The sequence below is a fragment of the Micromonospora sp. WMMD736 genome (assembly GCF_049179015.1).
Taxonomy (GTDB): Bacteria; Actinomycetota; Actinomycetes; order Mycobacteriales; family Micromonosporaceae; genus Micromonospora.
This window is the reverse complement of the sequence record NZ_JBMHMI010000001.1, coordinates 6,878,030-6,904,365: the sequence shown is the minus strand read 5'-3', so window position 1 is coordinate 6,904,365 and position 26,336 is coordinate 6,878,030. Positions and strand designations below refer to the sequence as shown.

General features: G+C 71.8%; 17 protein-coding genes. 1 reads left to right on the top strand and 16 read right to left on the bottom strand.

The features are described from left to right. Nucleotides 1-87: 87 nt before the first annotated feature. From ACN269_RS31385 to ACN269_RS31315, 15 genes are all read right to left on the bottom strand, one after another. A complete protein-coding gene (locus ACN269_RS31385) occupies nucleotides 88-1,689 on the bottom strand; it encodes a lipopolysaccharide biosynthesis protein (RefSeq protein WP_421475936.1) in 1,602 nt (533 codons plus the stop codon). After that, nucleotides 1,682-2,233 carry an acyltransferase gene (locus ACN269_RS31380; RefSeq protein WP_421475934.1) on the bottom strand — a complete coding sequence of 184 codons (552 nt, stop codon included), beginning with the start codon at nucleotides 2,231-2,233 and terminating at the stop codon, nucleotides 1,682-1,684. Before ACN269_RS31380 ends, ACN269_RS31385 begins: the two co-directional genes overlap by 8 nt. 94 nt (nucleotides 2,234-2,327) lie before the next feature. Further along, complete coding sequence (locus ACN269_RS31375) at nucleotides 2,328-4,277, bottom strand: hypothetical protein (RefSeq protein WP_421476672.1); 1,950 nt, start codon at nucleotides 4,275-4,277, stop codon at nucleotides 2,328-2,330. A gap of 213 nt (nucleotides 4,278-4,490) precedes the next feature. After that, nucleotides 4,491-6,191, bottom strand: coding sequence for a glycosyl hydrolase (locus ACN269_RS31370; protein WP_421475933.1), 1,701 nt, complete (start codon nucleotides 6,189-6,191; stop codon nucleotides 4,491-4,493). A 231-nt stretch (nucleotides 6,192-6,422) separates the two neighbouring features. Beyond that, nucleotides 6,423-6,764, bottom strand: a complete 342-nt coding sequence (locus ACN269_RS31365) for a hypothetical protein (RefSeq protein ID WP_421475931.1) — start codon at nucleotides 6,762-6,764, stop codon at nucleotides 6,423-6,425. A gap of 24 nt (nucleotides 6,765-6,788) precedes the next feature. Next, nucleotides 6,789-11,510 carry an RHS repeat-associated core domain-containing protein gene (locus ACN269_RS31360; protein ID WP_421475929.1) on the bottom strand — a complete coding sequence of 1,574 codons (4,722 nt, stop codon included), beginning with the start codon at nucleotides 11,508-11,510 and terminating at the stop codon, nucleotides 6,789-6,791. 499 nt (nucleotides 11,511-12,009) lie between these two features. After that, nucleotides 12,010-12,822: a shikimate dehydrogenase gene (locus ACN269_RS31355; protein ID WP_421475927.1), complete on the bottom strand. Its 813-nt coding sequence runs from the start codon at nucleotides 12,820-12,822 to the stop codon at nucleotides 12,010-12,012. Then, the gene (mltG, locus tag ACN269_RS31350; RefSeq protein WP_421475925.1) at nucleotides 12,822-14,036 is read right to left on the bottom strand and encodes an endolytic transglycosylase MltG; all 1,215 of its coding nucleotides are present in this window, start codon (nucleotides 14,034-14,036) and stop codon (nucleotides 12,822-12,824) included. The genes ACN269_RS31355 and mltG overlap by 1 nt, the downstream gene beginning before the upstream one ends. After that, nucleotides 14,036-14,494: a Holliday junction resolvase RuvX gene (ruvX, locus tag ACN269_RS31345; RefSeq protein ID WP_421475923.1), complete on the bottom strand. Its 459-nt coding sequence runs from the start codon at nucleotides 14,492-14,494 to the stop codon at nucleotides 14,036-14,038. Before ruvX ends, mltG begins: the two co-directional genes overlap by 1 nt. A gap of 73 nt (nucleotides 14,495-14,567) precedes the next feature. Then, complete coding sequence (gene alaS, locus ACN269_RS31340; protein WP_421475921.1) at nucleotides 14,568-17,246, bottom strand: alanine--tRNA ligase; 2,679 nt, start codon at nucleotides 17,244-17,246, stop codon at nucleotides 14,568-14,570. After that, a complete protein-coding gene (locus tag ACN269_RS31335) occupies nucleotides 17,243-17,548 on the bottom strand; it encodes a hypothetical protein (protein WP_421475919.1) in 306 nt (101 codons plus the stop codon). Before ACN269_RS31335 ends, alaS begins: the two co-directional genes overlap by 4 nt. Nucleotides 17,549-17,576: 28 nt before the next feature. Beyond that, the gene (locus ACN269_RS31330) at nucleotides 17,577-18,041 is read right to left on the bottom strand and encodes a DUF948 domain-containing protein (protein WP_421475917.1); all 465 of its coding nucleotides are present in this window, start codon (nucleotides 18,039-18,041) and stop codon (nucleotides 17,577-17,579) included. A 139-nt stretch (nucleotides 18,042-18,180) separates the two neighbouring features. Further along, a complete protein-coding gene (locus tag ACN269_RS31325) occupies nucleotides 18,181-18,879 on the bottom strand; it encodes a hypothetical protein (RefSeq protein WP_421476670.1) in 699 nt (232 codons plus the stop codon). Between the two features lie 2,462 nt (nucleotides 18,880-21,341). Beyond that, entirely contained in the window at nucleotides 21,342-22,916 is a 1,575-nt protein-coding gene (locus ACN269_RS31320) for a replication-associated recombination protein A (RefSeq protein WP_421475915.1), read from the bottom strand. Between the two features lie 75 nt (nucleotides 22,917-22,991). Further along, on the bottom strand, nucleotides 22,992-23,204 hold the full coding sequence (locus ACN269_RS31315) for a hypothetical protein (RefSeq protein WP_421475913.1): 213 nt from the start codon (nucleotides 23,202-23,204) through the stop codon (nucleotides 22,992-22,994). A gap of 923 nt (nucleotides 23,205-24,127) precedes the next feature. Between ACN269_RS31315 and ACN269_RS31310 the strand changes: the two genes are divergently transcribed. After that, nucleotides 24,128-24,877 (top strand): GNAT family N-acetyltransferase, encoded by a 750-nt coding sequence (locus tag ACN269_RS31310; protein WP_421475911.1) that lies wholly within the window; start codon nucleotides 24,128-24,130, stop codon nucleotides 24,875-24,877. On the opposite strand, the gene ACN269_RS31305 is transcribed toward ACN269_RS31310, so the two are convergent. Next, nucleotides 24,874-26,322, bottom strand: coding sequence for an MFS transporter (locus ACN269_RS31305; protein ID WP_421475909.1), 1,449 nt, complete (start codon nucleotides 26,320-26,322; stop codon nucleotides 24,874-24,876). The genes ACN269_RS31310 and ACN269_RS31305 overlap by 4 nt on opposite strands. Between the last annotated feature and the right edge of the window lie 14 nt (nucleotides 26,323-26,336).

Here is a 26,336-nt window from a genome sequence, read left to right as displayed (position 1 = left end):
TGGCGGTGTCGGCGGCGTCAGCGCGGCGGCGGCCGGTGTGTCGCCGGGTGGCGGCTCGGTCGCCGGGGCGCGGGTGACCGACACCGATCAGGCCCGGCCGTTGCGGGTGAGGACGAAGCCCAGCGGGGTGACCCCGGCGGCGCGCAGCCGCTCCACGAGCCGCCGCAGGTCGCTCTGGCGGCTGCGGTCCCGCTCGATCACGACCACCGCGCTGCCCTGTCGGGCGACCGCGACGCCGCGCTCGTCGGACTCGGCCGGCGGCGCGTTGAACAACACCAGACCGTGGTCGGCCCCCTGCCGCCAGGTGCCGAAGCGGACGCTGCCCACCCCCACGGTCACCTCGTCCGCCGACGCCGGACGACCGTTGTCGGTCCGGGCGGACGCCACCCGGGGCAGGGTGAGCGTCGCGTCCGGGTCGGTGGACGGGCGACTGCCGGGCGGGTGCGGGGAGGGCCGCCGGGTCACCGGCGTGTCGGCGGAAGCACCGCTCGCCGCCGCCGGCGTTCCGGCCGGACGCGGCTTGGGCACCAGCGGTCGGGACGGGTCGACGGGCAGCCGCCCACGGTCGGCGAGGACTGCGGCACGCAGGCGCTCGACACGGCCGCTGTCGTCGGCGACGAAGACCTCCCGGCCGTCGGCGGCCAACGCCACGGCCAGCCCGGCGGTGAGTGCCGTGACGTCCTCGCGGGCGGTGACCAGCGCGACCCGGGCCGGCTGACGTACCCGCTCGGCGACCGCCATCGCCACGTAGCGGATGTCCGCGTCGACCGCCCGGGGACTCCCCCGGAACGGCGGTCGGCGTACCGTGCCGAGCAGCGGGAGGCCGGTGGCGTCCCGGCCGTCGGTGACCGAGCGGACCCGCCGGTCCGCCGACTCCCACGCGTACGCCAGCACGACGCCGATCAGCGCGCCGCCGAGCAGGCCGGCGACCAGGTAGAGCGGCCGGTGCCCGGCGGAGGTCACCAGCGCCCGCTCGGCGGTCTGGGTGACCCAGCCGGGGTTGACGTCGACCGCGGCGATCTCGGTGCGGGCCGCGTTGAGCTGGGTGAGCTGGTTGTTGATGCCGGACAGCTCGGCCAGCGCCGCGTCACCGGCAGCGGTGCCCTTGGCGCTGCTCGCGCGTTTCTGCACCGCCGTCTGCTGGGCGACGACCTTGGCGATGCTCGCGTCGTAGGAACGCAGCATCTCGGCGCGCTGCTGCTCGTACATGGCGCGCCGCACGTCGAGGTAGGCCCGCGCGGCGAGGTTGGCGCCCTGCACGGCCCGTTGCGCGTCGTGCGTCTGGTAGGTGAAGCGCAGGATCTGCCCGCCGGTGGGCACCTCGACCTCAAGGGCGTTGCGGACGTCGCGCGGCTCGCCACCGACGGCGTCGGCGAGCCGCTGGACCACCTCGGTGCCGGTGGCGAGGCCACTTTCCACGTTCATGTTGACGGCGCGGTCGGCGCCCGCGCCGCTGGGCGTGAAGGCGTCGGTGACCACCGGTCGGACCGCCACGACCGCGCGGGCGGTCACCGCCGCCGGGACCAGCAGCACGTAGCCGAGGGCGGCGAGCAGGCCGACCAGGGCGACCGCGACCACCAGCCGCAGCCGGTGCAACGGCACCCGCAGCAGGTCGGTGAGTGTCACCGCGCGGGTGCCGCCGGAGTTAGACGAGTCGGGTGGCCAGGGTGCGGGCGTCGCATCAGTCATGGAACTTCTTCACCGTCTGTTGAGGATTACCCACGACGACGACGCCCGGCGGCACGTCGGTACGCACCACCGAGGCCGCGCCCACGACGCTGTCCCGGCCGACCCGGACCCCCTTGAGCACCAGGGCGTGCGCGCCGACCCAGACGTTCTCCTCCAGCACGATCGGTGCGCGGGTGGCCGGGCCGGGCGGCGCGTGCCGTTGGTCGGGCGGCAGGTTGTGGAAGTCGTTGTCGAGCAGCTCGCAGTCGGACAACAGGCACCTGTCGCCGACCGTCACCGACGTCCAGGTGCCGATCCAGGTGGCGTTGAGCAGACAGTCGGCGCCGACGCGTACCTCGCCGGGGCCGGCGAAGCGGACCAGCTTGTTGATGCGGGTGCGGTCGCCGATGGTGACCCGTACGCCCCGACGCAGCCGGATCCGGCCGCGGATCTGCACGTCCCGTCCGAGGGTCAGCCGCCGATAGCGCAACCCGTACCAGGCACGTTTGAGCGCGAAGACCAGGTGGACTGCGCGTTTCGCGCGGAATCCAGCGCCGCCGACCAACGACCCCTCCCCACATCGCGGGGCCGGCGGCGGTGGTACCGCCGCCGACCCGACGTGAACAATCTACCGATCCTCCGTTACGAACGGTTGACCATCACTGCACGGAGAAGAACATTGAGGGGATAGACCACGACAACTCGGGCGTCGCGGCGGCGATGAGCGTCGTCGCGACGCCGTTGACCACCGCGGTCGGCGCGGCCGTCGGGTCGAACGGGACGCTGCGCAACCCGCCGTCAGTGGCACCGTAGACGATCCGACCGTCCACCCAGGCCATGCCACGCACGCTCGACCAGGTGACACCGCTGGTCGGCAGCGCGAACTCGGTCGCGCCGAGGTAGTTGCCGTCGATCTCGAAGTAGCGGTAGTAGAGATTGTTGGCGCCGGTACGGGTGTAGTAGAGCCGGCCGTCGAGGTAGAAGGCCCCGGTGAGGATCGCCGGGTTGAACCAGTCGTTGTAACCGGACGCCTCCCACGACGAGCCGATCGCGCCACCGTTGAACAGCGAGACGTCGATGCGGCTGCCGGTGGGCGTGCCCGCCACCGTGTGCGACCAGTAGATCCGGTCGTCCACCCGCCAGGTCGCGCCGGACGCGGTGTAGGTCGGCTGGCTGACGATGGTGGGGGTACCCAGCGTCGCGCCGTCGAACGGCACCTTCGACACCTCTCCCGCGCCGGAGCCCAGGTAGAGGTAGCCGCTGCTGTCGCTCGGCGGGTTCTTCGCCGTGAACGTGCGACCACCGGCGATCGGGAACATGCCGAGCCGCCCGTGGTACTCCTCGCCCATGCCGTCGGAGTTGTGCCCGAAGTAGAGACCGTCCGAGCCGCGCCAGAGCACCGGCACTGCCGAACCCCAGGCGGTGGTGCCGGCCGGCATCGAGGCGCTGCCACTGCGCCGCGGGTTCCAGTTCACCGGCAGACCCGTGGCCGGCGTGACCGCGCCGATGCCGAGGCGGTCGATCGCGCCCGCACCGGCGTTGTCGCTGGCGTTCGGGTTGTTCAACCAGCGGAAGTGCCCACCCAGGTAGATGATGTTGTCGGCCACCTCGACCGAGGTGATGGTGTCGTTGCCGGTGAAGTTGACCCAGGTGCCGACCTGGCCGGTGCCGCGCGCGGCGGTCTCGAACCGGACCAGCGCGTCGCAGTACGCGCTCGGCCAGCCACCGCCACCGTTGCTGCCGACCACGAACCAACTGCCGTCCTCGCCGAACTTGATGTCCTGCACGTAGTGCACGAAGGTCGTCGGGGAGGCGCACGGCGCGACGTACTTCTCGCTGCTCCAGTCCAGCACGGCCGGAGTGCCGGAGACGTCGACGAGCGCGATCTGGTTGCGCGGCAGGTCGTTGAGGAGCGTGAAGTTGCCGCCGACAGCCAGGGTGTTGCCGTCCGGGGCGACGTCGATGGTCCACACGTACGAGGTGGTGGTGTGCCGTCCGACGGTGGCGTCGACGGCGAAGGTCGGGTCGATCGCCCCGGTGGTCGCGTTCAGCCGGCCGAGCCCTGCGTGCGCGGTGCCGTTGAGCCAGTTGAACGCCCCGGCCACGTAGAGCCAGTTGCCCGACAGCGCCAGATCCCGGACGGTGCCGCCGTCGGAGCGACCCACCCAACTGTCGATGATGGCGCCGGTGCTCGGGTTCAACGCGACCAGGTTCTTGCGGGAGACCCCGTTGACGTTCTTGAAGGCGCCACCGACGATCAGCGTGCCGCCGGGCCCCGCGATCAGCGTGTTGACCGCGCCGTCGAGCACCGGCAGGAAGGTGGTGGACATGGTGCCCGTGGTGCGGTCGTACGCGAAGAGGTAGCGCTGGACGACCCACGCGGACGTGGCGGTCTGCCGGAGCTGGGTGAAGCTGCCGCCGACGAACACGGTGTTGCCGACCTGCGCGAAGGCGCGGGTCTCACCGTCGCGAGCGTGTGGGGTGGTGTCGGCGGGATTCGCCGACACCAGGGTCGCGGTCCCGGGGACCGGCACCACCGCCGCCGAGGAGGCAGTGGGGGCGCTGAGCACCGCGGCGACGACCGCCACCGCGACCACCCCCGCCCGGATACGACGTCGTCCTGACAAACGCCATGAGTGCGAGAGTGTGGGCACGCTACGCCTCCAAGATGGATGAGAACCCGAGGTAGCGTGCCTCGCCCAGCCTGGTAGGCGCATCCGCCGATTGGGCGGTGCGTGAATCTGCTAGCCGACAGAACGCGAGAAGATCAGCTGGTAGATCTCCGATGAACGGCGGCTGTGTTCACGGTGTCGTCACACGCGTCAGCGGCTCCCTCCGGTCGGCTGCCGCAGGTAGGTGTCCTTGCCGGCCTGGCTGAACCCGGCCACCGAGGCGGCATCGTGGTTCATCGTCATGTCACAGGTCGCCGTGCGGGTCGTCATGCCCGGCGAATTGAAGTAGATGGCGGCCTTGATCTTCGGGTGGGCCTTGAGGGCCGCCGGGAACTCCTGGAACCAGCGCTGCTTCGCGCCCGGGTCCTTGGCGTCGAAGTTCGTACCGAACTCGGCGAGCATCCGTGGCTTGCCGGCGCCGATGCCGTTCTGGTCGAGCCAGTCGTAGAAGCCGCCGATGGTCGTGCTCGGGCTCTTCCACACGGTGCTGCCGTTGCAGACGTGGAAGTTGTACGGGTCGTAGGCGACCCAGTCGACGTACCGGTCGCCGGGGTAGAGGCCGGCGTACCGCGAGTAGTGCCCCGACCAGCCCATCATCGTCCACACCCAGACGGCGTTGTCCGCGCCCGCCTTGGCGAACCGCTCGTACACGTACTTCCAGGCGCGGACGAAGTCGGCGTCGCTGCCCTTGCCCGGCTCGTCCTCCGGCTCGTGGTCGAAGCCCATGAACACCGGCACCTTCGCGGCCCGGATGCGACCGGCGACCGCGTCGATGGTGGCGTCCTGCCGGCCGCTGTAGACGTCGGACCACTTCAGCGTCGTACCGGCGGAGAAGTCGCGCGACTCCCAGGCGAAGAACATCAGTCGGCCCTGGCGCATCTGCTCCTGCTCGTACGCGTCGGGGAACGCCCCGTTGCTGCCGGCGTTGGAGAAGTCGTGGTAGCGGTGCACGATGTCGAACTTGCGCCCGACCTGGGCCTCCACGTCGGTGATCGCCTTACCGTGGTCCCAGCCGCTGCCGGCGTTGGCGGGTGAGTACATCCCCCACCAGGCGCCGCAGGAGGGCACGAGCGTGTCGGACACCTGGCCGCACTTGCCGGACGGCAGAGTGGGGCTCTGGGTCGGGGACGGCGTACGGGTCGGCGCGACCGTCGGCGTGGGCCGGGGTGCGGTGGTGGTCGGCGCGACCGTGGGCGTCGGCGCGGGCCGGGTGGTCGGCGCGGACGTCGGCCCGCTGCCCACGTCGTAGCTGATCACCAGACTGGGCCGCAGGTCGGTGTTGCGGTTCTCGACCGACGCCCAGTAGACGCGGGTCTCCAGGCCGGTCTGGGCCAGCGACACCGTCCAGGTGCCGTTGCCGGTGACCAGCTTGGAGACGTCCCACTCGTTGACGCCCTTGGCCACACCGGTCACCGTGTCCAACACGGCTCCGGCCTTCGCCGGGGCCGGCCGCGCCTCGCGGGCGCTCACCGACGAGGCGTGCGCGGTCACCGTCGCGGCGAACTGCTGCCAGGCGTGCATGCGCAGGGTCGCCCGGACGTTGACGGCGGTGGCGGGCAGGGTGGTCACGGCGAACTCGACGACCGCCTCCCGACCACCGCGCGGGTTGCCGTCGCAGCGCGCCGGGCAGGTCGCCAGGGTCCCCTTGGTGGAGTTGTCACCGTCCTGCGAGACGATCGTCGCGGTGGTGTCCGCCACCGCGCGGATCGACAGGTCGTCGCTGGCCAACAGGGGCATCATGGTCGCCACGATGCCGGCCACCACCGAGCCGCCGACGACGCCGATGGCGATCGCCTTGCGCCGGGGGCCGTTGCGGAACCGGGTGATGCGGTGTAGTCCGTGCCTGGTCAAGGAGAACTCCCTGTGTCTGGTGCGATAACCGTGAGCAGCGTATCGATGACCAGGGCACGTCGTGGGTAGGACAGTTTTCCGTAAGCGCGTCTTAACCGTCAGCTAAGAAAGACACCGAGGCGGTCCGCCGGGCAGACGGGTGGGTGGGACTCCGATCTCGAGCCCCACCCACCACTCCTGCGCATCACCGGACCGGGTCAGCCGGGCAACGGCGGCTGGCGGTCCCGATCGTCAGCTACGGCGTTGCCGGAGCCCCGCGATCAGGAAGGTCACGCACGGGACGAGGAGCAACGCCAGTGCGTAGAGCGGCACCGAGAGGTCGGAGGTGAGGTACAAGACCGCTCCCACCAGCCACATGGCCGTAACCAAACCGCCCAGCAGCAGATACTGCCCGCCACTTCCCTGCGGCCGCAACACACCGGAGCGGACTCTCCGCCACACCTGGACGACCACGACCACAGCCAACAGGGCCGTGACCGCCACGATGGGCCAACCGAGCGAGCCGTACCCGAGCGCGGCGATCAGCACCAGGACGCTGAGGGCACCGATGGCGAGGAGCACCAGGACCGACATCAAGACCTCCGGCGGAAGGGATCATCAGAAGAGAGCTCTCGCGCCTTTGGAGAAAACCCCGCCGATCAGCCCGCCCACGGCACCCGCGAAGCAGTTCAGCGCGACGCCACTCCATGTTGACTCGCCCTTTTGGGAGATGAGCGTACCGACTGCGCCAGCAGCACACCCTCCGATGGCCCACGCGGCTAGCACCGGCGCGCCGAGGGTTGACGCAAACCCCCCGATCGCTACACCCGCGATGGCCCCGCCGATCAGTGCGAAGGCGTCGTTGGCCTCCGCGTCGGTCGCAAGTCCCGTGGGGTCGGTGTTGTTGGCCGGGTTGCAGGACGCGTAGCTGTACGCCAGGTCCTTCCCGGACGGGTCGCGCTGGGTGAACCGGCCCAGGCCCGGGTCGTAGTAGCGGGCACCGAACTTGGTGAGACCGGTCGCGCCGTCGAGGTGCCCGGACGCGTACCGCCAGGGGTTCGACACCTGCTGCGACGCCGACAGCTGGATGCCGTACGGGTCGTAGCTGTAGGAGTTGACCTTTGCAGCGCTTCCGTTCACCAGACCCACCACCGAGCCGAGACCGTCGACGAGGTAGTAGTACCGCACCCCGTTGGCCCGCAAACCGATGAGCGAACCGGTGTTGTCCCGGGTGTAGTGGTCGGTGGTCCCCGGCGCGGGGTCCGTCGAGTTCGCGGTCACCGTGCCACCGGAGCCCGCCGGAGCCTTCGCCGACGCAACACCCAGGGCCGAGCTGACGTACGTGGTCGAGCCCGCGCCCCGCCGCTCGGTCTGGTCCGCGCCACCGTAGGTGAGCGGAGTCAACGCCGTCCCGCCCGGCTTGGTGATCGAGGTGGTCTGGTTGTTCACCGTGTTGTAGGAGAACGCCCAGCCCGACGACGAGCCGGTGGTGTTGCCGTTGGCGTCGTACGAGTACGTCGTCGAGCCCGCCGACGTCAACTGGTGGGCGTCGTTGTAGCTGTACGACGTGGTGGTGCCGCTCTCCGTCTTGGAGGTGCGGTTGTAGTTCTCGTCGTAGTCGTAGCTGCGCGACAGCGCACCCGACGCACCCGTCAGACGGTTCAGCTTGTCGTAGGTGTACGTCGTCGTTCCGGACAGGTCGGTGACCTTCTGCCGCTGCGCGGTGTCGGTCGTGACCCCGTTGACCGTCTTGCTGTAGTCGTAGGTGAACGAGGACAGCTTCGCCGACGTGCTGTCGTTGGTCGCCGTAATCGACGTCTGCCGGCCGGACTTGTCGTACTTCATCTCCACGGTGACCCGTGGTGACGTCGGCAGGTACATGAACCGCCGTCGGTTGTTCTCGTCGTACGTGAAGGTCACCGCGGTGGACGCACCCGGCTCCAGCAGCGACGTCACCAGGTTCACGGCGTTGTAGCCGTAGGTGACCGAGCCGCCGCCGTCGGTGTACTTGGTCATGTTCCCGTTGCGGTCGTACTCATAGCTGATCGGCGCGGCCCCCGGCACGGACTTGCTGCTGGGTCGGCCGAACCTGTCGTAGCCGAACGTCGTGACACCGGTCGGGTCGGCCAACTGGGTGAGGTTGCCGTCCTTGTCGTAGGTGTAGTCGACGACGACGGCACCCTTGAAGGTGATCTTGTCGACCCGGTCCAGCTGGTCGTAGACGTACTGGGTCTTCTGACCCTTGCCGTCGGTGTGTTCGAGCAGGCGCGACAGCGCGTCCGGCAGGATGGTGATGTCTCCCAGCGGCCCCGGATTGTCCACCAGGGTCAGATTGCCCTTGGCGTCGTACGTGTAGTTGGTGCGGACGTCCTTGCCGTCCTCGCGCCACTTGACCGTGCCGTTCGAGTTGTGCTCCGCCTCGTCGATCTTCTGCCCCGGATACTGCGAGCTCTCGGTGCCGGTCTTGTTGCCCGCGGCGTCGTAGGAGTAGGCGGTGGTGTTGCCCTGGGGATCCGTCGACCCGCTCACCGAGTTCGGGTGCGAGGTGTCGTTGTAGGACATGGTGGACTTCGCCCCGGTGGCGATGCCGACCGACGTCATGTTGTTGGTGTTGGCGTCGTACCCGAAGGTGGTGGTGTTGGTCAGTGCGTCGGTGACGGTCTCGATGTTGTCGTTGGCGTTGTACTTCTTGGACCGCTTGTGGCCGAGGGCGTCCTTCACCTCGGTGACCCGGTCGCGGGTCTCGTAGGTGTGGGTGGTGATGCCATCGGTGGTCGAGGCGGTGGCGTAGCCGTTGGGGTCGGTCACCTCGGTCTTGCCGGTGGAGTAGGTGAGCAACCACCGGGCCTCGGACGGCGTGCCGCCCGGGTTGGTCAGCTCGAAGTAGTCGAGCATCCGGGAGGTGTCGGGCTCGTAGCCGAGGTTGGTGACCCGACCCTCGGGCGTGATGATCTTCGTAAGGCGATCACCGGTGTACTCGTAGACCGTGACGCCGTTGGCGGTGTCGGTCACCGTGTTCAGGTTCTGGTCCGAGTTGTAGGTGTAGCTCACCCGGCGTCCGGTCGAGTCGGTCATCGAGGTCAACCGACCCGAGGTGTACGACAGGGTCACCACGCGGCTCTGGGTGTCGGTGACGGTGGTGACGTTCCCCGAGCCGTCGTACCCGAAGGTGATCTTGTTGTTGTTCTTGTCCTGGGTGCGCAGCAGCCGGCCGGTGGCGTCGGCGAAGTAGAAGCTGCCCTCGCTCTTGTCGAACTTCAGCCGCAGTTCCCCGGTGCTGGTGTTGCGGGTCAGCTTGGCGTCCAGACTCGGCGGGGTCCGCCAGGAGTTGGTGCCGTCGTTGACGAATCGCGCGGTGAAGCCCGTGGGCGCCTGGTAGGTGATGTCGGCGGTGGCGTGGTCGGTCTTGGAGAACGAAAGCTTCACGTCCTGCCCGGTGCCGAGCACCCAGCCCTTACCAAGCGTCGACGTGGCCGTCGACCGCGAGTTGTAGTAGCGGTCCAGCACCAGGTCGGTGCCGGTGCCACGGATGTTGAAGTCGGTGCCCTTGAGCAGCAGGTTTCCGTTGGCGACGTTCACCTTGAGCTGCAACCGGTCGGTCAGGTCCTGGTCCTGGAAGGAGAACCGGCCCTGCTCACCCGTGGGCGAGCCGTCCGAGGTGGTCATGAACCGCCAGCCCGACCACGGCCCGGCGACGCTGCCGTCGTGGCCGCGAGCCCGCCACTTGTACGTGGTGTTGGCGACGAGTTCACCGGACGGCACCGTCCAGCTCGACTCGCTGCCGTTCGTGACGCTGCCACCGGAACCGGAGACCTCGAGCGTCGACCCGCTGCGGTCGTAGATCTCGAAGTCGACCCGGCCGCTGCCGCCGTCCGGGTCGCTGAAGACACCCTTCATGGTCGGCGTCCGCGTCTCGGTCTCGCTCGCGTCGCCCGGCTGAAGCTTGGTCGGGTCCAGCGCGTTCGGGTAGCTGTTGTAGTTCACCACCGCGTACGGGACCTGGCTCTGGATGTCCGCGTCGTCGGAGCGGAACTGCTTCCAGCTGTCCGGGTCGGTCTCGCTGGTGGCCCGGATTCCCATGTAGGCGGTGGCCTGGTTGGCCGTGGCGGCCCGCTGGAAGAAGCTGGTGCCGGTGATGCTCACCCAGCCGTCGTCACAGGTGCTGTTCAGGCCCTTGGTGGCGGTGGAGGTCGCCTCCTGGTAGTTCCACGCCGGCTGGCTCGCCCAGCGCGTGGTGGAACTGGCGGCCCCGGTCGACCAGATCTGCCATGACTTGGCGGAGCAGGTCGTGGAGTACCAGTTCCAGAAATAGACGGTCGCCGAGGTGATCTGCTTGCCACGCAGCGCCGCCGTTCCCCAGTGGACGAACCCTCGGGCGACGCCGGGGTTCTCCCCCGACGCCTTACCGATCTGGATGTCGTTGGCCCCGGACCGGCCAACCGTGTCGTCGGACTTGACGTAGGTCGCGAAGGTGGGCGAGACCGGATTGATCGACGGATCCACGATGACCGGGTAGACCGTCGCGGGGTCGGCGAGGAACGCCTGGTCGGGGGTGAGCGCGAGGTCCATCGCACCAACCCGCGCCGTCTGCTTGGCGGCGATCTTGACCAGCCGCTTCGGGCCGCCGGTGGCCGGGTCGACGGACGAGTCCCACATCTCGGGGGTGGCCGAGGTGGCCACGATTCGGCCCTTGTCATCGGCGAAGCGCAGACCGCCGGCACCGTCGCCGGTGGTGACCAGGCCCTTCGCCCGCACCGGCAGCCGCACCGACGCCACCTGGGCGGCGGCGGCCCGGTTCTTGACCAGCAGGTACTGCCGCACACCGGTACGGCTGGCCTCGACCACGAGGTCGACACCCGGCCGGACCTCCGGGTACGTCGCGCGGTTGGCGGCCAGCACCGGCTTCGGCAGCGCGCCGGTCCACCCGATCGCGGCCCGGTGCGCACCGATAGCGATGCTCAGCAGGTCGTGCTCACCCGCGCCCACCGCTCCGGAAACCTTCAGACCGTTGGGGTGCGCGACCGGTGCGACCGAACCATCCGCCTCCGCACGCATGGTGAGGTCGATCGGCACGAGCTGACCCGCCGCGTCCCGCATCCGGATCGGGCCGGCATACACCTGGGCGGTCGACGTGCCATCGGGGTTGACGAAGACATCCTGCGTCTCGCTGCGGGCAGCGAGGTTCTCCACCCGCTTGGCACACCGGCGGGCGGCGTCCACCGCAGCGGCCTCGTCGGGCTGCTGGTCGGCGCAGCTGGCGTCGGGACCGGACGCCGGCGCTGGTGCGGCGACCGGGGCCGCGACCGCCGGCCCGGTCAGGGTCGGCAGCGTACCGGCCACCAGGGCCAGCGAAGCGGCGACCGCTAATCGTCGAGTGGTACGTGTTCCACTACGGAGAAAGGCATGACTCACCTACGGACCTCCAAGTCCGAAAACGACAGTGATCGAACCGTAGGAGAGATACTTGCCGCACGTCAATCATTACTTTGTGTTGCGTGATCAGCAGTTCGACTACCCATTTAATCGTCGACAAAGTGACGCCTACACGTCGCAGCTGGGGCAGAGCGGTCACCATTGCGGCAATTTCAGGTGATTCCCAGGGAGTTCCCGTGGCACCGCGTACACGCCTCTACCTGGGATGATGTGCCGACAAGGCCGTGCAAGCCGAAACGGGGCAGCGCGCCGGAGCACCTACCGCTAGGATGGACTCAAGTCGATTTTCGAAGGTCACCGGCAGCATTTCTCCGCCTACCTGAAAAGCGCCCGGAGTCTGTCCACATTCGGGTCACCGCACGGTCGACGAAAGTCCAACAATGACGCCACCGGCCCACCACAATTGTCAGTGGCGGGCCGCCACCAGAGCTTCCCGCATCGCCGCCAGCGGCGCGGTCACGCCGGTGAACTGTTCGAACTGACCCACCGCCTGGGCCAGCAGCAGGTCCAGTCCCGACACCACCCGCAGACCGGCCGCGCGGGCGGACGCCGCCATCGGCGTCGGCCACGGATCGTAGAGCGCGTCGAAGAACACCGCCCCCGGCCGCCAGATCGCACCGCCGGCCAGCGGATCGGCGACCCCCTTCGGCACCGTGGAGACGACCACGTCGGCGGCCGAGACGTGCCGTTGCGCATCGGCCCAGCGGCCGGCGCTCAGGGCGACACCAAGCGCCGTTGCCACCGGCCGCAACTCGTCCACCGCCTCGGCCCGACGGGCCACCACGACGACCGACGAACAGCCCAACCGCGCGGCGGCGGCGAGGGCGGCGCGGGCCGTTCCACCCGCGCCGAGCACCGTCACCGCCGCACCGGCCACCACCCCGGCCCCGGTGAGCACGCCCACCATGCCACCGACGTCGGTGTTGTCCGCGTACCACGTGCCGTCCGTACGGCGTACCAACGTGTTCGCCGCGCCGACGGCGACGGCGACCGGCGACGCGGCGTCCGCCACGGCGAGCGCCGCCTCCTTACCCGGCATGGTCACCGACAGTCCGGCCCACTCCGGGCCCAAGCCGGCGACCAGATCCGGCAGCTCCGCCGCCCCGCACTCGATCCGGGTGTACGACCATCCGGTCAGCCCGGCGGCGGCGTACCCGGCGTTGTGGATCACCGGAGAGAGGGAGTGCGCGATCGGCGCACCGACCACGGCGGCCCGCACTAACAGTTCTCGCCGCTGAGCACGCCGTTGCGGCACATCTGTCGTTGCAGGTTCCGGAAGTCGGCATCGTTGGAGCCGTAGCCCATCGTGCCCTTCTTGTCCACGGTCATGAAGTAGATCCAGTCGCCCACCGGCGGGTCCATCGCGCCCTTGAGGGCGTCCTCCCCCGGGTTGCTGATCGGCGTGATGGTCAGGCCGTCGGCACCGTGGGTGCGGTACGGGTTCTTCGGATCGTTGAGTTCGCTGGCCTTGAGGACGTCGGAGTCCTTCGGGTCCTTACCCTGCAACCGCAACCAGTAGTTGATCGCGCTGTCGATCTCCAGGCACTTGCAGTGGTACTTGTCGGTGTACACCCGGTTGTAGATCACTCGGGACACCTTCGGGAAGTCGACGTGGTTGACCGACTCGGCCTGTGCGATGGAGGCGGTGATCAACGCTTCGTACGGGGAGATGCCCCGCTTGTCCTGGACGGTGTCGACGAACTTGATCTGCTCGGTCACCTCGAGGAACTTGTCCACCATCAGCGACAGGATCTGCGCGGCCGTCGCCTTGGGCGGAAGCTCGTACGTCGCCGGGAACAAGAAGCCCTCCAGGCTCTTCGCCCCCTTCTTGCCGTCTCCCCGGTTGAACCAGAAGGCCGGCACCCCCAGCTTGACCGGGTCCTTCGCCGCGGCCTTGAACTCGGCGACCGGGATCTTCGTCGCCTTGGACAGCTCGTCATAGATCGCCAAGGTGATCATCCCCTCCGGGATGGTCACCCCGTTCACCACCCGGCTCTTCGGATCCAGCAGCAGGAGCAGGGCCTCGGACGCCTTCATCTCCTTCTTGACCTTGTAGCGGCCCACCTGGAGGTTCTTGCTGCGCGAGTTCTCGTCCGCCGCCTCGATGAAGGCCTTGACGCTCTTGACCACACCGGCCTCGTACAAGGTGGCACCGACATCGGTCGCGCTGTCACCGGCCTTGACGTCGACCAGCACCTCACCCGAGCCGGCACCGTCGTAGTCGGGCGTGACGAAGTAGTTCTGGATCCGGTCGAACCCGTAGTAGGCGCCACCACCGATGGTGCCGAGCAGGACCAGGGCCATCAACAGCGCCAGGAACGTCTTGCCCCGACCGCCGCCGGAGCCTGACTTGCGCTTGCGGAAACTACGTCGATGCCGGCCCTTCTCACCCCGCTCCGGCTCGTCAAACCCAAGATCCAGATCGTCGATCATTACGTCCGCCTCCGCTGCGCGTCCAGCCAGCTCTGCAGGATCTCCACCGCGGCCGCCTGGTCGACAACCGCACGTTGACGCTTGCCACGAACGCCACGCTCGGCAAGCCTACGAGAAGCGACCACGGTCGACATCCTCTCGTCGGTGAGCGTTACCGGGACCGGAGCTATCACATTGACCAGACGGTCAGCGTAGGCCGTGACACTGATCGCGGCCGGGCCGTGTTTGCCGGCCAGATTGACCGGAAGCCCGACGACCACCTCGACCGCCTCGTGCTCGGCCACCAACGCCGCGAGCTGGGCAATGTCACTCGGCACCGCCTCCGGCGCGGCGGTGAGATCGCGGGCGAGGGTCACCAGCGGCGTGGCCAGCACCCCGTGCGGATCCGAGCGGGACACCCCGACGCGCACCTGACCGACGTCCACACCGAGACGAACTCCCCGTGTGAACCCGCTCACCGTAGGTCACCCCTGTGCTGTCGACGAACCAGGGCGGACCATTCGGTCCGCCCTGGTCGACACTGACCGTCCATCACGCCTCGGTGATCGCCTTCTCGACGGTAAGCAGCAGGTTCGGCGCCTCGGTCGCGGGCAGACCGCCACCCTGAGCCAGGTCGGGGCTCCCCCCGCCGCGCCCGGAGAACGCCGCCTTCACCAGGTCCGACGCGGCGAGGCCCCGGCTGCGGGCCGCCGCGTTGACCGCCACCACCAACGACGCCTTGCCGTTCGCCCGGGCCGCCACGGCGACCACCGCCGGTCGCGCCGGGTCGATCTTGCCGCGAATCTCCTGGGCGAGGGTCCGTACGTCGTTGCCGGCCGCGCCCTCCGGCGCCTCGGTTCCCACGTACGCCACCCCGCGCACGTCCTTCGCCTGTGCGGCCAGCGCACCCGCCCCACCCAGCACCAGCTGGGCGCGCAGCTTCTCCAGCTCCTTCTCCGCGTCCCGGAGCTGGGTGACCGTCTGCTCGACCCGGTCGGCGACCTGGTCGTTGGGCACCCGGTACAGCTCGGCCAGCCGGGACACCAGCAGGTGCTCACGCGCCAGGAAGCCGAACGCGTCCATGCCGACCAGCGCCTCGACCCGCCGTACGCCGGAGCCGATCGACGACTCGGAGAGGATCTTCACGAGCCCGAGCTGCGCCGAACGGGCCACGTGCGTGCCGCCGCACAGCTCCCGGGCGTAGTCGCCCACCTCGACGACCCGCACCTCCTCGCCGTACTTCTCACCGAACAGCGCCATCGCGCCGATCCGCCGCGCCTCGTCCAGCGACGTGATGAAGGCGTGCACCTCCAGGTCGGCCAGCAACACCTCGTTGACCTGCTGCTCCACGTCACGCAGGACGGTCGGCGACACCCCGGTCGGGGTGTTGAAGTCGAACCGCAGCCGACCCGGCGCGTTCAACGAACCCGCCTGGGTGGCCGACTCGCCGAGGAAGTTGCGCATGGTCTGGTGCACCAGGTGCGTGGCCGTGTGCGACCGGGAGATCGCCCGCCGCCGGCTGGTGTCGATCTCGGCGTAACCGGTGTCGCCGGGGTGCACCTCGCCCCGGATGACGCGGGCCCGGTGCACGATCAGGCCCGGGACGGGCTGCTGCACGTCGAGCACCTCGACCTGACCGTCGCCGACGGTGATGATGCCGTGGTCGGGCTGCTGGCCGCCGCCCTCGGCGTAGAACGGGGTCGTGTCGAGCACCAACTCGACGGTCTCACCCTCGGTCGCCGCCGCCCGTGGGCCGTCCGCGCCCAGCAGTGCCCGCACCCGCGACTCGCGGGCCACCTCGCTGTAGCCGGTGAACGTCACCGGGCCACCCTCGTCCAGCACCGACCGGTACGCCGACACGTCGGTGTGCCCGGTCTTGCGCGCCTGCGCGTCCGCCTTGGCCCGGGTCCGCTGATCGGCCATCAGCCGACGGAAACCCTCGTCGTCGACCTTCAGGCCCTGCTCGGCCGCGATCTCCAGGGTCAGGTCGATCGGGAAGCCGTACGTGTCGTGCAGCTGGAACGCCTTCGCCCCGGACAGCGAACTGCCGCCCGCCGACCGGGTCTCGGCGATCGCCGTGTCCAGGATCGTCGTCCCGGCACGCAGCGTCGACAGGAACGCCTCCTCCTCCGCGTACGCGTACTGCGCGATCCGGTCGAAGTCGGTCGCCAGCTCCGGGTACGAGGGCGCCATGCAGTCCCGCGCCACCGGCAGCAGCTCGGGCAGCGCCCGGTCCTGCCAGCCCAGCAGCCGGATCGACCGGATCGCCCGACGCATGATCCGCCGCAGCACGTACCCACGGCCCTCGTTGCTCGGCGTCACGCCGTCGCCGATCAGCATCAGCGCCGTCCGCACGTGATCCGCGACCACCCGCAGCCGCACGTCGTCCGGGTGCGACTCACTCGCCACGTGCCCGGAGTGCGCCCCGTACCGCTTGCCGGTCAACTCGGCCGCCCGGGCCAGGATGGGCCGCACCTCGTCGATCTCGTACAGGTTGTCGACGCCCTGCAGGATCGACGCCATCCGCTCCAGGCCCATGCCGGTGTCGATGTTCTTCGCCGGCAGGTCACCCAGGATCGGGTAGTCCTCCTTGTTGGTGCCCGGACCCCGCTCGAACTGCATGAACACGAGGTTCCAGTACTCCATGTACCGGTCCTCGTCGACCGCCGGACCACCCTCAGCGCCGTACTCCGGGCCCCGGTCGTAGAACAGCTCCGACGACGGACCGCACGGCCCCGGGATGCCCATCGACCAGAAGTTGTCCGCCTTGCCCCGACGCACGATCCGCTCCGCCGGCACACCCACCGACCGCCAGATCTCGAACGCCTCGTCGTCATCGAGGTAGATCGTCGGCCAGATCCGCTCCGGATCCAGCCCGTAACCGCCCTCGGCGATCGGCTTGGTGGACAACTCCCACGCCAGCGGAATCGCGCCGGCCTTGAAGTAGTCGCCGAAGGAGAAGTTGCCGTTCATCTGGAAGAACGTGCCGTGCCGGCTGGTCTTGCCGACCTCGTCGATGTCCGGGGTACGGATGCACTTCTGCACGCTGACCGCCCGCGCGTACGGCGGGGTCTGCTGGCCCAGGAAGTAGGGCACGAACTGCACCATGCCGGCGTTGACGAACAACAGGTTCGGATCGCTGATGGCGGGCAGCGGAGCGGACGGCACCACGGCATGGCCGTTCGCCTCGAAGTGCGCGAGGTACCGCCGCTTGATCTCCGCCGTCTTCATCGCTGGTGTTCCTCCGGAAAAATCTCTCTATCGCCGATCCGCGGGTCTTCCCGCAGCTCGGCGAACTGGTCGTCGAACGCCTCGCCCTGGACGAACGCCTGGTGAATTTCCTGCTCACGCTCGGCCATTCCGACCCGCACGTCCTCCACGAAGCTACGCACCGACTCGACCAGGCTGCCAGCGGATTCCGACAACGAGCTGGCGATGCCGGCCGGGGTGTACGCCTGCGCGGTCCGGGTCGCCCTGCGGACCACCACCACGCCCACGGCCACGCCGATGCCGAGCCAGAACAACCGCTTCATGTCGCGCTACCTCCTGTGGCCGGGTCGGTCAACGGTTGCCGCGCCGGGCGGCCCGCCGCTGCTGCTTGATGGTGTCGCGCACCTCGCGCTCGGTCTCGGCGTGCCGGCGGCTGGCGGCGGCACGGCGCACGCTGTAGCCGAAGGCGGCCACCTTGACCAGCGGGTTCGCGGCCGCGGCGGACACCACCGTCGCCAGGTTGGCGACGTTGGCGGTGACGTTCTGGGCGTGGCTGGTCATCGTGTCGACCTTCGCCAACTGCAGGTTCACACCGTCGAGCGAGGTCTGCACCTGCTCCAGCGCCACGTTGACGTTCTTCACCGTGGTGTTGACGTCGCCGAGCAGCGGTGCCGTCCGGTCGTTGAGGTCGTTGATCATCCGGGTGGTGGCGTCCACCGTGTGCCGCAGCCGCAGGATCGGCAGCGTCAGGATGAGCACCAGCACCGCGAACGCGCTCGCCGCGATCAGCGCCGCGACCGCCAGAATGTCGCCCACGCGTGTCCTCCTCAAGCAGATTTCCGCCGGACCCGACGTCCCCGGAACGCACAACCGTGGTGCCCACCGAACCCACCGGACCGTCACCGGCCGGCGGGTCCGCCAGCCCCAGACCCTACCGTCCGTGATGGAGAGCGGCTCAGGACGGTGAGGGTGTCACATCGCCCAGCGGATCCCCACTGACCGTCGGGTACGGATCCTCGCCGGTCAGTGACGGATCGGTGCTGGGCTGCGGCCTGGTCCGCTCGTCGTCGATCGCGTTGCGCACCTTCACCGACACCAACGAGCCGGCGCACTCCCCCGCAGCGGCCGACGGCTCGGGGGACGGCACGATCGCCGGCTCCCCGTCGACCGGCGGCGGTACGCAGGCCGGTGCGCGCACCCACAGGTCGAGGGTCAACTCGTCCTGACGCCAGCACGTGTAACTGCCCTTCGTCTCCTGCTCCGGGCAGCGGCTGACCTTCCACGGCCGCCAACCGTCGCCGCGCAGCGCCTCCTCGTAGACCTTCGCGGTCTCCTCCGGCGACTTCTCCGAGGTGACGGTGCGCTCGCGCAGCCGGCAGTCGAGCAGGCACCAACGGCTGCCGCTGACGTCGTCGACCGTCTTCGTCGCGGCCCACGCGGGCACGTCGAGCTGGTCCAGGTTGTCGAACACCGGATCCCTGCTGAGGGTGCGGAGGCCGAAGAAGAGCGGCACCGCACCGAGCAGCACGATGCTGACCAGCGCCAGCACGGCGACCCGCAGCCGACGTCGTTCGCGCGACTGCCGGTGCTGCTCGGACCGGGCGCCCGGGGCCGCGTCCTCGTCGTCGGCGACGTCCTGGCCGGCCGCGCGCAGCGCCGGCTCGTCGACCGGCTCGACGGGTCGCCGGTCCACCGGCCCCGCCGCGCCCGGTGGCACGACGGCGGCACGGGCGACCGGCTCCCCGGCACGACCGGGCGGCGGCACGGGGGCGACACCGCTGGGTTCGGGACGGCCGCCGTCGCGGGGCGGCGGCAGCGCCCGGCCCGCGGCGCGGTCCGCCGGTCGCGGGGCGGCGGCACGCGCGGCCACAGGTGACCCGGGACCGGGTTGCTCGACGCCCGTCCGGACGTCGCCGCCGGGTGGCTGGGCGACGCCCGGGGGACGGACCGCGGCGCGCGCCGGAGTGTCCGGGCGGGGTGGACCATCCGGGCCGACGCCCGGCGGCACCGCCGCACGGGCCGGACCATCCGGGCGGGGCGGACCATCCGGGCCGACGCCCGGCGGTACCGCCGCACGGGCCGGACCGTCCGGGCGGGACCGGGCCGTACCAGGTCGGGGTGGCGCGTCCGGACCGACGCCGGGCGGCGTCGCCGCGCGAGCGGGACCGTCGGCGACCGGCGGCACCGCCGCACGGCCCGGACCCTCGGGGCGGGACCGGGGCGGGCCGTCCGGACGTGGAGCGGGTGGACCATCGGGGCCTGCGCCCGGCGGCACCGCCGGGCGCGCCGGTCCGTCGGGGCGGGCGACGCCGGGCCGAGGCGGACCGTCGGGCCCACGGCGGCCGGCGCCGGAGACCGGCGCGTCGCCGGGCGCGAGCCGGGCCCGACCACCGGGTGGGCCGGAGCGGGCACCCCGCACGGGCGCGCCAGGCACGGGGCGTCCGCCGGGCGGACCGGCGTACGGGTCGTCACCGCGCTCGCCCGCCGGGCCGGGCCGCCCCTCGGTGGCCGGCTCGGCCGTCGGGCGGCGGCGACGGTTGATCGGGTCCGGGGCGGTACCCGGAGCACTCCGGCGGCCGACGGGGCGCTCCCCCGGCACCGGCGACTGCGGCCCGGAACCGCTCGGGTGCTCGCCGGTGGTGTCCGGGGCGCGGGCGGCCCGGCGGCCGGTGGGAGCGTCCGCGCCCGGGTCGGCGGGCGGCCCGGCGGCCCGGCGGCCGGTGGCACCCTCCGCGGCCGGATCGGGTACGGCGAGTGGAGCACCGGAGCGGTCGTTCAGGTCGCCGGCGGGCGGTGGGCCGGTACGGCGGCCGGCAGGCTGCCCGCCGCTTCCCCGACGGTTGACCACCGGCAGGCCCGGGTCGGTGTGCGGCAGCCGGCCGGCCTGCCGCAGCCAGTCCGCCGGCCGCTCCGGACGGTCCCGGCGCTCCGGCTGCGGCTCACCGCCGGTCGCCACGCGTCGGTCCTGCTCGTCGGGGACCGCCCGACGGCGACCGCTGCCGTCGGTGGCCGCGCCACCGGTGGCCGCGCCACCGGGGGCAGCGCCACCGGGGGCAGCGCCCCTGGGCGACGCGTCGGGCAGCGGCGGGGCGTTGCCCGAGCGGGGAACCGACGGCTCGTCCGGTTCTGCGGCACGGCGGCGACCGCCCGCGGCGGGGCGGGGTGGCTCCGGCGCTCCCGGGTCGACCGGCCCGGGACGACGCCGAGCCGTACGCGGGTCGTCGGCGACCGCGGGATCGGGTCGCAGTCCGTCGGCGACCTGCGGGGCGACACCGGTAACCGGTCCGTCGAAGCGGGCGGCGCCACCGGCGGGCCGCGCCGGTTCGGGCGTACGCCGTCCGGGCGGCAGACCGTCACCGCTGAGCGGCCGGCCGCCCGCGCCCGGCTCGGGCGCGGGTCGCCGACCGGGCGGTACGGCCTCGGGCCGGCGCAGCGGCGGCAGGGCCTCCGCCCGGCCGGTCGGCGCGGGGACCTCGGGACGGGGGCCGGTCGGAGCGCCCACGGCCGGTGACCCCGGGGGCGGGCCGGACGGCCCCACGGTCGGACGCGCCCGCGCGGGGCCGGCGGGAGCGCCGCCCCTCGGTCGGGGGCCGGCGGGGTCAGCCGGGTCCCCGCCGCCCGGGCGGACGGTCGGCGGCGTACGGGGGCCTGCGGAGGTCGGGGCGACGCCGGGAGGCGGCTGGTTGCCGCGCGGCGACGGCGGACCGGGTACGCCGGCCGGCCCGGGCTCACGCGGGCGCTCGACCGGTGCCCGGTCGGCGGGCGGGCGGGCGTCCGGGCGACGGCCGGGCGGGGGCGCCTCCCCGGGCCACGGCCCGTCGACACCTCGACGCGCCCCGGCGGCCTCAGTGTCCGGCCGACGCGGGCCGGGCGGCGCGTCCGGCGGCGTCGGCATGCCGGCACGCGGGGGCACGGGCTCGGCCGGAGCCCCGTCCGGGCCCAGCTCGCCCCGTTGCTGCTTGGCCGAGCGGAGGTCGTCGATCCAGCCGAACTCCTCGCCGGCTACCGGTTCCTCCGGCTCGGCCTCGGCTCGGCCCCGACCCCAACGGCGGCCCTTGGCGCGGGGATCACGCCGCTCGTCCGGGCCCTCGTCGGGGCGGTCGGCACCACGCGATCTCACTGTTGACCCTCTCCTGCGGCGTTCGTGCCGCCGTCCTGCGTCGTAGCGGCACCGTCCACACCCGTGCCCACCCGGCCGTTCCGGCCAGTAAGCGCCGTCGCCGGCTGCGGCGTTACCGGTTCTCCGGCCGACACGGGCGGTCCAGCGGTCGCGGGCGGTCCGGCGGTCGGGCTTTCCGGGCGGGCCGGTGGGGCCGGCAGCCCGCGGACGATCCGGCGCAGCAGCGGCAGCCGCGTCGCCACGGACCGTTCCGCGCCGTGCGGGCCGGGTTGGTAGTAGTCGACGCCCACCAGGTCGTCGGGGACGTACTGCTGGGTGACCACGCCGCGCTGGTCGTCGTGCGGGTAGCGGTATCCGGTGCCGTGGCCCAGCCCACGGGCGCCGGCGTAGTGCGCGTCGCGCAGACCCCGGGGCACCGCGCCGCCCCGCCCGGCCCGTACGTCGGCGATGGCGGCGCCGATCGCGGTGGTCGCCGAGTTCGACTTCGGCGCGGTGGCCAGGTGGATCACGGCCTGGGCCAGGTTGAGCTGCGCCTCGGGCAGACCGACGTACTCCACCGCGTGGGCGGCTGCGGTGGCCACGCTCAGCGCGGTGGGGTCGGCCATGCCCACGTCCTCGCTCGCGAAGATGACGAGCCGTCGGGCGATGAACCGGGCGTCCTCGCCGGCGACCAACATCCGGGCCAGCCAGTGCACCGCGGCGTCGACGTCCGAGCCGCGCATGCTCTTGATGAAGGCGCTGATCACGTCGTAGTGGGCGTCGCCGTCGCGGTCGTACCGCACCGCCGCCACGTCGACCGCCTGCTCGGCGGTGGCCAGGTCGATGCGCCCGGTGCCGAGGGCCGTGGCGGAGGCCGCCGCCGCCTCCAGCGCGGTCAGCGCCTTGCGGACGTCACCGGCGGCGAGCCGCACGAGGTGGTCCTCGGCGTCGGTGGCCAGGGTGAGCGCGCCGCCCAGGCCGCGCTCGTCGGCGACCGCACGGCGCAGCAGGCCGCGTACGTCGTCGTCGTCGAGCGGTTGCAGGGTGAGCAGCACGCATCGCGAGAGCAGGGGCGAGATGACCGAGAAGTACGGGTTCTCGGTGGTCGCCGCGAGCAGCGTGACGGTCCGGTCCTCGACGGCGGCGAGCAGCGAATCCTGCTGGGTCTTGCTGAACCGGTGCACCTCGTCGATGAACAGCACCGTCTGCGGGCCGCCGGAACGGCGCTGACGACGGGCCGTCTCGATCACCGCGCGGACGTCCTTGACGCCGGCGGACAGCGCCGACATGGCGACGAACCGGCGGTCGGTGGCACCGGCCACCAGGTGCGCGATTGTCGTCTTGCCGCTGCCGGGCGGGCCCCAGAGGATGACCGACATCGGTGCACCACCAGAGACCAGTTGCCGCAGCGGAGCGCCGGGGGCGAGCAGGTGGTCCTGCCCGATCAGCTCGTCCAGGCTCACGGGTCGCATGCGGACAGGCAGGGGCGAATCGTCCGCTACCGGAGTGAAGCCGTCGACACCGGCGGGACCCTCGGGCGCGGCACGCGGCCCGGTGGGGGCACCGAGGGAGAAGAGAGCGTCGGACTCCATCAAGAAGACAGTACCGGGCCCGACCCGAGACGCCGGAATCGCGCTACGGGCCGGGCCATCGCTGATCGGTCTCGGTCAGCCACGACCGGGGCGGCGACCCCGGTACCAACGACCGCCACCACTGCCCCGCGGCCCGCTGCCGACGCCGCCCAGGTAGAGCGCGAGCAGGAAGAGGCCGAGGAGCACGAGGGTGTTCCAGTTGAACAGGTCGGGCGCGCCGAAGTTGGTGTCGAGCAGGTCGATCAGCAGGGCGAAGCCAAAGACGATGGCCGCGAGAATGGCGAGCATGTCGGTCCTCCGGTGGGGGTTCCCAGTAGGTCGGCGCCTGATGTACCCAATCGGTCGACCCGCCAATCTCCACCATGGATCGGCTGCCCACTGTGCCGCCCAGCGCCGTCGTGCCGGCAGGCCGGGCCGCGCGCAGCACCCGAACGGTGGCGGCATCGCGGCGCGGAGACCCCGCGAGATCGCCGACGTCGCGGCGTTGCCGCCTGCGGACACCGCCAGATCCCCGATCCGCAGTCGACCTGCCGCCGCGACGACGGCAGAGGACCGCGTCCCGGCTGCCCCTCGGGCGGGGCCAATGACCCGGCGGCAACGCCCGCATCTCGGCCCACGGCGGGGGCGAGAACTCACACGAGCGTCGGCAGGGCGGATGACCGGCAACAATGCCGCATCTCGCCCACGGCCGGGAGCGAGGACTCGCATGAGCGTGATGCCTGTGAGTCATCTTGATGACTCACAGGCATCACGCTCACCGAGGTAAGGCACGCCGCCGCGAACACCGACGGGTGGCTGGGGAGATTCGTCCCAGCCAGCCGTCGCACGAGCAGCGCAGGCTACCGGTCGGCGATGGACGCGAAGGTGAGGACCCGCGCAACTTCGGCGACACTGCTGTCTCCGGTGCGGGTGAAGCAGCAAGATCCCCGAAGTTGCGACGATCTTGAGCGTGCGCGCGGGGCGCACGGGGCGAACGGGGCGCGCGGGGCGCGCGGGGCGCGCGGGGCGCGCGGGGCGCGCGGGGCGCGCGGGGCGCGCGGGGCGCGCGGGGCGCGCGGGGCGCGCGGGGCGCGCGGGGCGCGCGGGGCGCGCGGGGCGCGCGGGGCGCGCGGGGCGCGCGGGGCGCGCGGGGCGCGCGGGGCGCGCGGGGCGCGCGGGGCGCATCACTGGGCCGGCGCGGTCGCCCGTACGCCGGCTCCTAGGCTGTTGCCATGATCATCGAGGACCAGGCGCTGCACGACCGGGCCGCCATCCTGGCCGCCGCCGGGGGGCACCCGTTCGTCCGGCACTCGCTCTCGCCGGGCATCCCGGCGCGCGGTTGGCAGCGCGACGGCGCCGTGCTGTGGTTGTTGCCACCCGAGCGGGGCTCCGGCGCCGACGCCGTGGGTCCGGCCGGGCCGGTACTGGACCTCTGCGCCGCGCTGGTCGCCGAGGGACTGCTACGACCGGAGCAGCGCATGCACCTGCCCCGGTTCGACCCCGCCCTGGCGGTCGGGCGGGTGGCGGTGGCGCAGCACGTCGACTGGGACTTCCACTGGACCACCGTCGCGCCCCCGCCGCAGCCGGGCGAGCAGCGGGTCGTACGGCTGACCGACGCCGACCGCCCGGCGCTGGATGCTCTCGTCGACGAGGCGTTCCCGACCACCACCACGCGCCCGGGCGACCCCACGGTCGTCGACTGGTACGGCATCCGTTCCGGCGACCGGGTGGTCGCGTGCGGCGCGGACCGCAGCCGGGGGGACGTCGGCTTCCTGGCCGGCCTGACCGTCGCCCCCGACCAGCGCGGCCGAGGACTGGGCGCGGCCCTGACCGCCGGGATGACCCGGGCGCTGCTGGCCCGGCACGACACCGTCGCGCTCGGCGTCTACCCGGACAACGTCGGGGCGGTGCGGCTCTACCGTCGCCTCGGCTTCACCAACACCCTGTCCCGCACCGGGATCCGCCTCGGTCCCGAGCGCTAACGCCGCTCGACCGGCACCGCCGCCTCGGTCGGGTCGACGGCACCGCCCGTCGGGTCCGCGCCCCCACCGGCGGAGCCGCCGCGCGGGCGAGGCGGCTCCACGACGCCCTGGGAGTCCGCCGCCGGGTCGGCCGCCGCAGCGCCAGCCAGGTCCGCCGCCGCAGGGCCGGACGGGTCGGCCGTCGCCAGCGCACCGGCCGGGTCCGACGCGGGCCGCCGGCCAGCCCGCCAGGCCGGCAGGTAGAGCGGGGCGGCGACGGCCAGCACGACCGCGCCGACCACCATCGCTGTACCCACGCTGGTGCTGGCGGCGAGCGCGGTCAGCACCACTCCGCCGAGCGCGGCCGCCGGTTGCCCCATCATCGAGTTCAGCGAGAGCACGCTGGTCCGGTACGGGCCGTCGACCTGGCGGTGCAACAGGCCACTGTGCAGCGGGTTCGACGCGCCGTGCACGGCGTAGCAGGCCAGGTAGGCGACGAGCACCCCGATCGGCCCCGCGAACAGCCCCATCCCGACCACCGTGACGCCCTGCAGGATGCGCAGCAGGGCCGCTCCCGGCGCCGCCCCGGGCCAGCGCAGCAGCAGTGGGGTCAGCGCCGCGCCGACCGCGTTGGCGATCCAGGCGGCGGAGCTGGCCGGCCCGAGCAGCGCGGCGGCGCGTTCCGGGTCACCGACCACCTCGGCGAGCCGTACCGGCAACAGCGACTCGAAGGTGATCATGCCGAAGCCCCAGAACAGCTCCACCGCCACCAGCGCGAGCAGCACCCGGGATCGGCGCAGCAGGCCGACCGCCTGGCCGATCATGCGGGGCGCCTGCGTCACCGACCTGCGCACCGCCGCCAGACCGGTGGCCGGCCGCTTTTCGACCAGCAGGGCCAGCAACGCGCCGAGCGCCACCGCCTGCGCGAGGAGCGCGGCCAGCACCGGCACGGTGAGCGCGCTGACCGGCCCGAACGGCCCGAGCGCGACGAGTCCACCGCTGAGCAGGGCACCGCCGCCGATGGCGACACCGACGACGGTGCCGGCGTACCCGAGGCCCTTCTCGTACTCGGCCTGCGGGTCGGCGGCCAGCGTGGCGTCGACGTACCAGGACTCCAGGGGGCCGCTGTCGAGCGCGCGGTAGATGCCCTGCAGTGCCCAGACCAGGAAGAAGAGCGCGAACGAGTCGGCCACCGCGAACACGGCGAGGGAGGCGAGGTTCAGGACCCCGGCGGCGAGCAGGACCGGCTTGCGCCCGAGGGCGTCGGCGAAGCCACCGGTGGGCAACTCCAGCGCGAGCACCAGCAGTCCCTGCGCGGTGGTGACCAGGCCGATCTGCGGCAGCGACAGGCCGCGCTCCTGCATCAGCAGGATCATGACCGGGATCATCAGGCCGGTGGGCAGCCAGCGCAGGCCGTACAGCGTGAGGTAGCGACGCCGGACCTGGCGTACGGTGAGCGCGCTCACGACGCCACCTCCAT